Source organism: Companilactobacillus paralimentarius (assembly GCF_963227125.1).
Classification (GTDB): Bacteria; Bacillota; Bacilli; order Lactobacillales; family Lactobacillaceae; genus Companilactobacillus; species Companilactobacillus paralimentarius.
Genome location: NZ_OY724131.1, coordinates 768,018 through 780,646, shown reverse-complemented (window position 1 = coordinate 780,646; position 12,629 = coordinate 768,018). Strand labels below are relative to the sequence as shown.

The window sequence follows — 12,629 nt, the reverse complement described above, 5'->3', positions numbered from 1 at the left end:
GTTATACCTCTAAAATATAACCGAAACCATGCACGGTTTTTATTATTTGTGGATCTTTGGTGTCCTTTTCAATTTTATCACGGAGGTGACTAATTTGGATATCAACCATCCTCATTTGTGAATTAGAATTAATTCCCCAAACATTATCAAAAATTTGTTCACGTGAGACGACGATCCCTTTATTTCTAATCAAAAACTCTAGTAATTCGTATTCCTTTTTCGTCAAACCAATTTCTTGGCCATCAATAATCAAACTTTTAACATCGGTATTAAGCTGAAAACCACTTTTTTTCTGTTCATGAGATGTTCTTCTCAAAACAACTTCAATTCTCGCTAATAATTCTTTAATGCTAAACGGCTTAGTTACGTAATCATCAGCACCACTAATCAAGCCTTTAATTTTAGTATCCTCTGAATCTACTGCGGTTAAAAAAATCACAGGAGTAAGATTACCAGATTCACGCATTTTTTTGAGAACTTCCATACCATTCATTTTAGGCAACATTTGATCAAGCAACATTAAATCAAAATCTCCATTACTTACCTTTTCAAACGCCATTTCGCCATCAGTTGCTGTCGAAACCTGATAATCATTACTTTCCAAATTGTATTCAATTAACTCCAAAATTGCAGGTTCATCGTCAACAACTAAGATTTTACTTTTCATTTATTTTGGCCCCTTGTAGTTTCCATTGGAGATAAGCATAAATAAACGGATCTAAATCTCCATCCATGACTGCTTGTCCATTTCCTGATTCATAGTTGGAACGATGGTCTTTAACCATAGTATAGGGATGAAATACATATGAACGAATTTGTGAACCCCAGCCAATATCCTTCTGTTCACCTTGAATTTCAGCATGTTTCTTGGCACGCTCTTCCTCTTCTCTTTGGAAAAGTTTAGCCTTCAACATATTCATTGCTGTTTGTCTATTTTGTAATTGTGAACGTTGAGCCTGTGAACTGACAACAATTCCAGTAGGTAAATGGGTAATTCGCACCGCTGAAGAAGTCTTATTAATATGTTGACCTCCAGCACCAGAAGATCTAAAAACATCAACTCTTAAATCATCATCATTAATTTCAACATGAATACTGTCATCCAACTCAGGCATTACATCAACTGAGGCAAAAGACGTATGACGACGACCGGCAGAATCGAAAGGCGAAATTCTGACTAGTCGATGAACTCCTCTTTCGGAACGTAACAAGCCGTATGCATTCTTTCCACGAATTATTATCGAAACACTTTTGATTCCAGCTTCATCACCAGGTTGGTAATCTTCAATTTCAATGGAAAAATTATGTTGATCAGCCCATCTTTGATACATTCTCAAAAGCATGGAACCCCAATCCTGAGACTCTGTACCACCGGCACCAGGATGAATTTCCATAATAGCATTGTGAGAATCATAAGGTTCTGATAACAACATCATTAACTCATATGAACGCAACTTTTGGGACAAATCAGAAGAATCGTCTACCATTTGTTCCATTAATTCATCCTCAGGATCTTCTTGATATAACTCTGCTGAAACCTTAATATCATCCAAACCTTGGCTTAATTCTTTGAAGTTATCATACTTATCTTTCATAGCCTTCGTATCATCGATAACCTTTTGAGCTTTATCATGATCATCCCAAAAACCGGCTTCAGCCATTCGGCCTTCATTCTCAGCAATACTTTCTTCCAAGGCATCTAAGTCAAAGAGACCCCCTGAATTGACTTATTTTGTTTTCCATCTCTGAAATTTTATTTTTAATTTCACCAAATTCCATACAATCACCCTTATAAAAAAAGCAGGCCAAAGGCCCGCTTTTATCTTTCCATATTTTGTCTGATCTCGGCCTTCATGAATAATCTAGTTACATCATATTCAATATCTGAAACCATTTCTTCAAACATACGGTATCCTTCTTCTTGATACTCAACTAAAGGATTTAATTGACCGTAACCACGTAATCCAATTGATTGACGTAATTGATCCATGGCATCGATATGATCTGTCCAGTGTTCATCAACAACTCTCAAAATAACAACCTTTTCAAATTCTAGCATTTGAGCGGGATCACCAAGTTGCTCTTTCTTTTCTTCATAATTCTTATTAACTATGTCCATCAAATATTTAACAATATCATCAGCACTCTTTAATTGTAAATCAACGACTGAAATTTGATTTTCATTAACTAAAGCAGATTTAGCAAAGTCAACGATTGCCTCTAATTCCCAATCTTCTTGTTTACCTTGAGTATGAACATTAACTTGAGCTTGGATTGTTCGTTTAAGCATTGGAAGTAATACACGATCAAGATCTTTATCTTCAGTGATAACTTCCATTCTCTCTTTATAGATAACTTCACGTTGTTCACGCATAACATCATCATATTGAAGAGTATTCTTACGTGTATCGTAGTTATTACCTTCAACACGTTTTTGAGCAGATTCAACCTGACGTGTCATCATTTTACTTTGGATAACAGCGTCATCATCTTCAATCTTCAAAGTCTTAAGCACACGCTTAATACGTTCAGAACCAAAACGCTTCATCAAGTCATCTTCTAGTGACATATAGAATTGTGTAACACCAGGATCACCTTGACGACCAGAACGTCCACGAAGCTGATTATCAATACGACGTGATTCATGACGTTCTGTACCAAGAACAGCTAAACCACCTATTTCTCTAACACCAGGTCCAAGTTTGATATCAGTACCACGACCAGCCATATTAGTGGCAATAGTAACAGCACCACGTTGACCGGCGTTCATAATGATTTCAGCTTCTTTAGCATGGTTCTTAGCATTCAAGACGGCATGTGGAATTCCTTCACTGTCAAGTAACTTAGATAGGTATTCAGAAGATTCAACCGCAACAGTACCAACCAAAATAGGTTGTCCCTTTGCATGGCGTCTCTTAATATCTTCAACAACGGCAGCAAATTTACTCTTTAATGTTGGATAAAGAAGATCATCTTTATCATCACGAATAACTGGCTTGTTAGTTGGAATAGAAATTACTTCCATGTTATAGATTTCCCTAAATTCTTCAGCCTCGGTCTTAGCAGTACCAGTCATACCAGATAACTTATCGTACATACGGAAGAAGTTTTGATAAGTGATGTTAGCCATAGTCTTAGTTTCATCTTGAATTTCTACACCTTCCTTAGCTTCAATAGCTTGGTGTAGTCCATCAGAATAACGACGACCATCCATAACACGACCAGTAAATTGATCAACAATTTTTACTTCGCCTTCTTGAACCACATAATCAATATCAAGGCTCATAATGAAGTTAGCACGTAGAGCTTGATCCAAATGGTGATTCAAAACTGTATTATCAATATCATAAAGGTTATCAAGGCCAAAGTAATCTTCAGCTTTTCTAATTCCTGTTTCTGTTAAACTAATTGACTTTGTAGGCCAATCAATCTTGTAATCATCTTTTTCAAGGGTCTTAGCAAAACGATCTGCACGAACATACATGGCAGTTGATTTTTCAGCTGCACCTGAAATGATCAAAGGTGTTCTAGCCTCATCAATTAAAATAGAGTCAACCTCATCGACAATTGCATAATGAAGTGGACGTTGTACCATTTGTTCCTTGTAGACGACCATGTTGTCACGCAAATAATCGAAACCTAATTCACTGTTTGTTGAATATGTAACATCACAATTATAAGCAGCACGTTTTTCTTCAGAATCCATACTATTCAAGTTCAAACCAACCGTTAGGCCAAGCCATTTATATAGCTCACCCATCTCTTTGGCATCACGACCGGATAGATATTCATTAACAGTAACAACATGGACACCCTTACCAGCTAAAGCATTCAAATAAACTGGTAATGTAGCTGTCAAAGTTTTACCTTCACCAGTTTTCATTTCAGCAATATTACCTTCATGCAAAGTAATACCACCAATTAATTGAACCTTAAATGGATAAAGTCCAAGGACTCTTTTAGCTCCTTCACGAGCAGTAGCAAAGGCTTCTGGCAAAATATCATCTAGTGTTTCACCCTTTGCTAGTCTTTCTTTAAATTCAGGAGTCTTAGCTTGAAGTTCTTCATCAGAAAGCTTGCTATAAGCATCAGCATAGCTTTCAATCTTATCGGCAATCTTGCCCATACGTTTGACTTCTCTTTTGTCGCTTTCGACCCATCTTCTTAGCGGATTTGCCATATTTATATATCTCTCCTAAGTGTAAATGAACATACTCTTAATAGTAGCATTTTTTTTTAAACTTTTAAACTTAATATCGTCAAATAGACTTTTCAGGTCTACAATGATACACCATTTTACGCCTTAGTAGTGTTAAGAATACTTTACAAAGCTTTATGGACAGCAAAAAAGCCTGAAGCATAAGCTCCAGACCAACATTGTTATTCATTTAATTTATTAATTATTCATTAGTTTCGATTAGGCCATATCTGCCATCGTTACGTTTATAAACAATACTTGCACCATTTGTTTCTGAATCTTCAAAGATAAAGAATTCATGTCCAAGCATTTCCATTTGTAGAACAGCCTCTTCTGCATTCATTGGTTTCAATGAAAGACGCTTTGTTCTAACAATTTCTGATTTATCTTCTTCAGTCTCTTCAGGTGTTACATCATCCAAAGGAATATCCTTTAGGCTGCCACCCTCACGGCTCTTACGATTTACACGTGTCTTGAACTTTTTGATTTGTCTTTCAAGCTTATCAATTACTAGATCGATTCCAGCGTACAAATCATCATTGACCTCTTCAGCTCTCAATGTGATATATGATAGAGGAATTGTAACCTCGACTTTTGTACCCTTTGATGGATATGTTTTCAAATTTACATGTGCAATAGGATTACTGTCATCGCTAAAGTATTTTTCCATTTTGGAAATTCTTTTTTCAACGTATTCACGAATTGATGAAGTTACCTCAATATTTTCACCACGTACATTAATATTTAACATAATAATCTCTCCTTCCGACGAGTAGGAAATTAAAGAGCATCTTTACATCTCTTTAATGCAATTATAATATTCTTAAGCCCATATGACAACGTTTTCACTACCTTGATAATGAAAACGTGCAAATATTTTTAAATCCGTGACTTAAAAATATATCATGAGCGTACATCAAAGTTCGTCCTGTCGTGTAAATATCATCTAATATCAAAATTCTTTGATTCTTTTGCAAATTATTAATTTCAGGCAAAGCGAAGAATGTTTGTGGAGTTTGCATTCTCTCCAAACGATTTTTTTGAGCTTGCGGTTTGTCGGCATCAATTTTAAACAAAAGTTTCTTTAAATCAAAGATATCAGCATATAATTCATAAACAGGATCAAAACCACGTTTTTCAAAATGGCTTTGGCTTGCAGGAACATAAGTAACTACATCAAAGTGATTCTTTAAAGACCAGTTCTTTATATCTTGATAAAATAATTTTGCTAACAAGACATCTCCATATCGTTTATACAGCTTGAAATAGCTGTGTATGAACTGATTATACTCAAACAAAGCCTGATGGCAATTGATTTTTCCATATTTTTGCTCCCAAATGAGACAATCTGAGCAGATTCCCTCACTATTTGGTTTAAAACATCGAGGACAATTATTCCGATTTGCCAAAGGTGATAATTGTTGACGGCATAAATTACAGATATAATCCGGTATAATTTCTTTTAAAAAAAATATCTCTGATATTTTTAAATTATTATTTATTTCAGCTCCACAATTTAAACATTTCATTTCTTCACCTGTTGATTTAAATACTCTATTTCCTTACATGCTTGACGGATCTGACGATTATAATAACGATAGTAAAAATGTACTTCATCGTCGAAATATTTTTTATCCCGCCCTGCACGACCAGCAATTTGTATTAACGAGGTCTTCGAAAACTCTTTAGCATCAGCATTCAATACTAAGACCATTACCCGTTTAAAAGTCACACCTCGTTCTAAAATCGTTGTTGTTAAAATAACTTGAACACGGTGTTCACGAAATCGTTGCACTTTTTCCAAACGCTCTTTATCAAGAGAACTAACACTCACAAATGACAATGTCGGATAATATCGTTTTAATTTTTGAGCAAATTTCTCCATAACGGGAATTGATGAAAAAAATATCATCAAACGTTGGTGACTGCTTACAACTTGATTAAGTTTTAAACGTAGTCTAGGATTGATACCTAAAAAATCTATTTCCTTGAATAACAAATGACAATGTGGCTCCGGTAATGGGTGGCCGTGAAATCTTTGATATAATTTAGAAAGTGTTATTTGACCTTTTCGTACTTTCTGTAGAAGTTCCTTTGGCGGTGTAGCCGACAAATAAACCATCATCCCTATACTCTTTTTAGATTTTTTAATTGCCTGATGTAGCATTTGATTACCAGCTAAAGGATAAGAGTCCACTTCATCAATAATCAACACATCAAAAGCTTTTTCAAATCTAATCAATTGGTGAACAGTCATTACAGCTATTTGTGTAAGATGATATTTTTCTAAACTTTTACCATGAAATAAGCCTATCGCCGTTTTTGGAAAAACTTTTTGTAATCTAGGAAAGAGTTCGATGCAAACATCTACACGTGGAGAACAAATGGCAACTCGTTGCTGATTGATCAGCGCCTGCTCAATTAGTGGGAATATCATCTCTGTTTTTCCAGCACCAGTAACGGCCCAAATTAAATGATCTTGATGCCTGTCAAAGGCATTTAAAAGCTCATGAACACCTTTTCGCTGATTGTCAGTCAATTCACCATCCCAATTCAAATACTTCTCCTGTGTCGGAAATATAATGTCTGCGTTAGTTATGAGCAAAGTATCACTTGAACTAATCTTTCCTAGATTGATACAATGACGGCAATAGTCATATTTTTCTGATTTCTGAGGTAACCTCATTAAACAACGTCGACAATATCTCTCACCTCTGATTTGATAAGTTGCTGCTGTTTGTATTGCACCCTGGTCAAGCAAAGTTCTCTTCAATTCAGGAGTTAATTCTTTGGCATTAATAATTCTGCCACCAAAATATTCATTTAAATTAGTCATAATTAAAATTACGTAAAGGAGCGACTTTTTTTGCAAAATTATAAAACAATTGCCAAAACTGGCAGTCATGAGAAAGACATTAAGAAATCACGCTTTATTGCCCATGTTGCCCAAACTTTCTCTGAGGATGAGGCCAAAGCCTTTATCCAAAAAATTCGAGAACAAGAATCTGGAGCAACTCACAATTGCACTGCTTTTATCGTTATGGAAAATGTCAAGGTTGAACGTATGTCTGACGATGGCGAACCTAGCGGAACAGCTGGTTCACCAATTCTCAACGTTCTTCAACAACAAGATCTCTTAAATGTAACCGTCGTTGTGACTCGCTATTTCGGTGGTATCAAATTAGGTGCTGGTGGTCTGATTAGAGCCTATTCATCAACTACTGCTGAGGCTGTTAAGGAAATCGGTTTAGTTGAAAATCGAATTCAACAAGGATACGAATTAACAATTCCCTATCATATGTTCGATAAATTTGATAACTATGCCCAAAAGGAAAAAATAAATTTAGAAGATAAACAATTTTCGACTGATGTTAAATGCCAAATCTTCTTAGATTTGGATAGCGCTAAACAAACGGTTCAAAATATTAAAGATCTCTTCCAAAACCAAATCACATTAAAGGAAACTGAAAAAAATTATAAACAGGTTCCTATTGAAGCAAATTAAAAACTCTCAACCAATTCTAAAAACGAATTGATTGAGAGTTTTTATTATTCGTAGTCCCCATCTCTTAAAACAAAATGTTTATCAAAAACAAGATTTCCTTCATCACCGTACTTCTTCAATTGCTCGTTTAACTTCATTTTTCATCTCTCCTTGAAATCTATTAAAAGAGGTGTCATCTATTTATACTATCTACATACTGTATACTGTTGAATCCAGTCTACCAGTGTCTAGCAATTGTAGAACCGTTGTCAGACACAAAAAAACAGGCGCTATAACGGCGTCTGTTAATCCTTCTTTTCTAATCGTTTAATAAATTTTTGAATTGCATGTAGTAAAGGCTGACGATTATCCCCCAATAGACCGATTGATTCAATAAATAATTCCAAACCAATCAGAACTCCAATCGTTAATAGTACGCTCCCCCACAAAGTTGATAGTGGATAAAGCATTGAGATAAAAGCAAAAACCAGAGACAAACCATATATTACTAAAACAGTTTGACGATGAGACAAGCCTAATTGCATCAATCTATGATGTAAGTGATGCTTGTCAGCTTGCATAATTGGTTTTTTATTCAAAAGTCTTCTAAGAATTGCATAAACAGTATCAGTGATAGGAACACCCATGATTACCACTGGCATTAACAAAGTAATGAATGTAACATTTTTCAATCCCTTAAGTGAGAACACTGCCATCATGAATCCAATAAATAGTGAACCCGTATCACCTAAGAAAATACTGGCTGGATGGAAATTGTGCGGTAAGAAACCTACCAAAGCAAATACTAAGGCAAAAATCCAAATAGCCACATAAACATTAGTTAGATTTAAGAAGAAGTAAGCCATGACTCCCATTGTGAACAACGCGATAATGGAAACACCAGTAGCTAATCCATCAAGTCCATCAATTAAATTCACCGCATTAGTAATGGCGATAATCCAGATGATCGTTATTGGCAAACTCCACCAACCAAGTTCGAATGAACCGATAATTGGCAATGTAACTTCATTCATTCTGATACCTGCCAAGAAGTAAATAACTAAAGAAGCTGCGAAAATACCTGCTAGCTTAGCCTTGGGCGATAATTCACGAATATCATCAATAATACCTGTTAATACAATAATACATTCTGCTAGAAAAACACTGAATAACTCATGTGTTGGGAATTGTTCTCGCAACAGAGCAAACGTAGCAAAATTAAATGCTATAAAAATGGCCAATCCACCCATCGTAGGCATTGGCTTTATATTTACACGCCGTGCATTTGGTTTATCGACAGCACCCAAAATATAGGCTAACTTCACTACGAAAGGAGTTATTATAGCCGACAGAATCATCGTTAAAAATAATTTTACTATTACACTAAACATACCCGACATTTTTGAAAAACTCACTTTCCGTTAATAGAACAATTATACAATACCTATGGCATAAACAAAAAGTAAATTAAAAAAGAGCGTATCAAACGATACACCCCCTTTTTATTTAGCCAATTCTACTTTTCTAACTTCACGGACCACAGTAACTTTAATGTGACCTGGATATTCAAGGTTTTGCTCAATCTCACCTTTAACATCACGAGCTAGAATTGCTGCCTGATCATCAGAAATCTCTTCTGGTTTAACCATAACTCTGATTTCATGACCAGCTTGAATTGCATAACAATGATCAACACCATCATGCTTATTAGCAATTTCTTCCAATTTCTCAAGACGATGAATATAATTCTCCATCGATTCTGATCTAGCACCAGGACGTGCTGCAGAAATTGCATCAGCTGTTGCAACAATTGTTGCAATAAATGACGTTGGTTCAACATCCCCATGATGTGAAGCAATTGTATTAATAACTACTTCTGGTTCTTTGTACTTAGTTGCGATATCAACACCTATTTCTACGTGTGATCCATCAACTTCGCGGTCGATGGCCTTACCGATATCGTGTAATAAACCTGCTCGTTTTGCTAACATAACATCTTCACCCATTTCAGCAGCCATCACAGCGGATAACTTTGCTACCTCAATTGAGTGACTCAAAACATTTTGACCGTAACTTGTACGATATTGCATACGTCCAATGATCTTAATTAAATCTGGATTAATAGAACTAATACCCAAACTATAAATAGTTTGTTCACCAAGTTCACGAATATGATCATCCATTTCTTTTCTAGCTTTATCGACCATTTCTTCGATACGAGCTGGATGAATTCGACCATCTTCAATTAATTTTTCCAAAGCCATTCGAGCAATTTCTCTTCTGACTGGATCATAAGCACTCAAAGCGACCGCTTCAGGTGTATCGTCAATAATTAAATCGACACCAGTTAAGGATTCGATTGTACGAATATTTCTACCTTCACGTCCAATGATTCTTCCCTTCATGTCCTCATTAGGCAAAGTAACGGTAGTAACAGTTGATTCAGAAACTGTATCAGCTGCACTTCTTTGGATAGCAGCGATAATCAAAGCCTTCGCATCTTTATCAATATGCTGTTTAGCTTGTTCATCGCTTTCCTTAATCATCTTGGCACGTTCGTGTACCAATTCTTTGTTTAACTTACCAAGGATAATCTTTCTACCTTGTTCACGTGTTAAGTTACTTACTCTTACCAGCTCCGCTTGCTGTTCATTAAGAGTTTCAGTCAATTGTTTATCTTTTTCACTAAGTTTCTGTTGTCGTGCTGAAATATCGTTCTCGTTGTTTTCGATATTTTCCTCACGCTTTTCAAGCGATTGGTCTTTTTTATCCAAAATGTCTTGTCGTTCGAGAATACGATTTTCTTGTCTCTGAACATCTTTACGACGTTCCTTCAATTCATCTTCTTGTTTCTCACGATATTGATGAATCTCATCTTTAGCTTCAAGAAGCTTTTCCTTTTGCAAGGATTTAGCAGCTTTCTTTGCATCTGAAACAATATCTTCAGCAGTTTGTTTAGCTTGTGAAAGTTTCTTTTCGTAGGCATCCTTACAGAGAGCATATCCGAAGAGTATACCCACGATCAATGTTACTAGAGCGAAAGAGAAGGTTATGATAGCTGGATACATGCTATCACCTCCATATTTGCTTTTTTAAAAATTTTGTTTGTAAAATTTATTGTTACAAATTATTTACATACAACTTAATATTATAGAATAAATATAGCCTGTCAACCAAATAAAAAGAAAAAAAGAGACTTATTCAGTCTCTTTTTTATTCGAATCAGGAATTAAATCAATATTTTCGTTCTTTTTCTCGGAATCTTTAGCATCCTTTTTAACTTTAGAATCAGTTTTCTCTTCTTCAGATCCAGCTTCTTCTTTGGTTCCATCCATGCCATAAGCAGCACGAACTTTTTGTTTAATTTCATCCATCTTTTCTGGATTCTCAGCTAAATAAGTCTTAGCATTCTCACGACCTTGACCAATTCTTTCATCACCGTATGAATACCATGAACCACTTTTATCGATAATATCCTTATCAACCGCCATGTCGACCAGTTCACCAGTTTGAGAAATTCCCTTACCATACATGATATCAACTAAAGCAACCTTGAATGGTGGAGCAACCTTATTCTTAACAACTTTGATCTTTGTTCGATTACCAATTACATCTGAACCATCTTTGATTTGTTCTGCACGACGAACTTCCAATCTAATAGTTGAATAGAATTTCAAAGCACGCCCACCAGGTGTAGTTTCAGGGTTACCAAACATAATCCCAACTTTTTCACGAATTTGATTAATGAAAAGCGCAATTGTTTTAGTTTTGTTGATAGAACCAGATAATTTACGTAATGCTTGTGACATTAGTCTTGCTTGTAAACCAACATGAGCATCACCCATCTCACCTTCAATTTCAGCACGTGGTACCAAAGCGGCAACAGAATCGACAACAACAATATCGACCGCACCACTACTTACTAATGCATCAGCAATTTCTAGTCCTTGTTCACCAGTATCAGGTTGGGATAGCAATAAATCATCAATATTAACACCTAATGCTTTGGCATACTCTGGATCCATGGCATTTTCAGCATCAATATAAGCGGCTGTTCCGCCTTGCTTTTGTACTTCAGCAACGGCGTGCAAAGCTACAGTTGTTTTACCAGAACTTTCAGGTCCATAAATTTCAACAATTCTACCTCTTGGAAATCCACCAACGCCTAAAGCATTGTCTAGAGCCAAAGAGCCTGTAGAAACTGTAGAGATTTGAGTATTAAGGTCATCACCCATTCTCATAATGGCACCTTTACCAAAATCCTTTTCAATCTTTTTTAAGGCTACGTCTAAAGCCTTTTGTCGTTCATCTTTAGCCAAATTGCTTTCCTCCTAATGCATTCATCACTAAGTATATTATTAGTAATCTACCAAAAAAGCAAGAAAAAAGCGAACAAATGTTTGTTCGTTATATTATTTCTTGAATGAGAGCAAATCCACATAAAACTGATTTTAAACGAATAGCCTGTCTTGTACCTTCAAAGTGAAATTCTTTGATAATTTCTTGATGATTTTGACGATTACAAGCACCAATAAAAACTGTCCCTACAGGATTACCCTCCAGAGGATCTGGACCAGCTACCCCAGTAAAACCAAGACCAATATCAGCCTTTATTTTTTCAGCTGACAATTCAGCCATCGCTTGGGCTACTGGATTACTGACTACTGTATATTCTTCAATCAACTTCGGATCCATTCCTAATAATTGAACTTTGATATCATCAGCATAGGTAACAAATCCACCATCAAAAATATTCGATGCTCCGGGTATTGAAGCAACAGTTGCTTGAAAAAGACCCGCTGTTAAACTCTCGGCCGCAGTAACTTTCGATTTATTTTGTTTAAGTTTTTCAACTGTTTCCGTAGCAAAACCAGACCATTTTTGAGGCAATCCATTTTCAAAATTGGCCTGTTCAGCTTCTTTTAAAATTTCAATTGATTTATTCAT

11 protein-coding genes are annotated in these 12,629 nt (G+C 35.7%); 1 reads left to right on the top strand and 10 read right to left on the bottom strand.

Features of this window, described 5'->3' with window-relative positions; all coding sequences use genetic code 11:
• Position 1 precedes the first annotated feature (1 nt).
• The 6 genes from ACI6PB_RS03630 to ACI6PB_RS03605 form a co-directional block, all read right to left on the bottom strand.
• Positions 2–667, bottom strand: coding sequence for a response regulator transcription factor (locus ACI6PB_RS03630; RefSeq protein WP_404327780.1), 666 nt, complete (start codon positions 665–667; stop codon positions 2–4).
• Positions 657–1,779, bottom strand: a protein-coding gene (gene prfB / locus ACI6PB_RS03625; RefSeq protein WP_309511147.1) for a peptide chain release factor 2 whose coding sequence is annotated in 2 segments (ribosomal slippage) — positions 657–1,706 and positions 1,708–1,779 — 1,122 coding nt in all. Because the reading frame shifts where the segments join, the coding sequence is not laid out codon by codon here. The genes ACI6PB_RS03630 and prfB overlap by 11 nt, the downstream gene beginning before the upstream one ends.
• Before the next feature lie 40 nt (positions 1,780–1,819).
• A complete protein-coding gene (gene secA / locus ACI6PB_RS03620; RefSeq protein ID WP_025084596.1) occupies positions 1,820–4,180 on the bottom strand; it encodes a preprotein translocase subunit SecA in 2,361 nt (786 codons plus the stop codon).
• Between the two features lie 220 nt (positions 4,181–4,400).
• Positions 4,401–4,949: a ribosome hibernation-promoting factor, HPF/YfiA family gene (gene hpf / locus ACI6PB_RS03615; RefSeq protein WP_025084597.1), complete on the bottom strand. Its 549-nt coding sequence runs from the start codon at positions 4,947–4,949 to the stop codon at positions 4,401–4,403.
• A 97-nt stretch (positions 4,950–5,046) separates the two neighbouring features.
• Positions 5,047–5,727, bottom strand: a complete 681-nt coding sequence (locus tag ACI6PB_RS03610) for a ComF family protein (protein ID WP_056955687.1) — start codon at positions 5,725–5,727, stop codon at positions 5,047–5,049.
• Positions 5,724–7,034, bottom strand: a complete 1,311-nt coding sequence (locus ACI6PB_RS03605; RefSeq protein ID WP_056955686.1) for a DEAD/DEAH box helicase family protein — start codon at positions 7,032–7,034, stop codon at positions 5,724–5,726. Before ACI6PB_RS03605 ends, ACI6PB_RS03610 begins: the two co-directional genes overlap by 4 nt.
• 30 nt (positions 7,035–7,064) lie before the next feature.
• Between ACI6PB_RS03605 and ACI6PB_RS03600 the strand changes: the two genes are divergently transcribed.
• Positions 7,065–7,703 carry a YigZ family protein gene (locus tag ACI6PB_RS03600; RefSeq protein WP_025084599.1) on the top strand — a complete coding sequence of 213 codons (639 nt, stop codon included), beginning with the start codon at positions 7,065–7,067 and terminating at the stop codon, positions 7,701–7,703.
• A 284-nt stretch (positions 7,704–7,987) separates the two neighbouring features.
• On the opposite strand, the gene ACI6PB_RS03595 is transcribed toward ACI6PB_RS03600, so the two are convergent.
• The 4 genes from ACI6PB_RS03595 to ACI6PB_RS03580 all read right to left on the bottom strand — a co-directional run bounded on the left by ACI6PB_RS03595 (position 7,988) and on the right by ACI6PB_RS03580 (position 12,629).
• Positions 7,988–9,073 carry a glycosyltransferase family 4 protein gene (locus ACI6PB_RS03595; protein WP_054643132.1) on the bottom strand — a complete coding sequence of 362 codons (1,086 nt, stop codon included), beginning with the start codon at positions 9,071–9,073 and terminating at the stop codon, positions 7,988–7,990.
• Positions 9,074–9,184: 111 nt separating this feature from the next.
• Positions 9,185–10,750, bottom strand: a complete 1,566-nt coding sequence (rny, locus tag ACI6PB_RS03590) for a ribonuclease Y (RefSeq protein WP_025084600.1) — start codon at positions 10,748–10,750, stop codon at positions 9,185–9,187.
• A 129-nt stretch (positions 10,751–10,879) separates the two neighbouring features.
• A complete protein-coding gene (recA, locus tag ACI6PB_RS03585) occupies positions 10,880–12,001 on the bottom strand; it encodes a recombinase RecA (RefSeq protein ID WP_056955685.1) in 1,122 nt (373 codons plus the stop codon).
• A gap of 88 nt (positions 12,002–12,089) precedes the next feature.
• Positions 12,090–12,629, bottom strand: coding sequence for a CinA family protein (locus tag ACI6PB_RS03580; protein WP_404327779.1), 540 nt, complete (start codon positions 12,627–12,629; stop codon positions 12,090–12,092).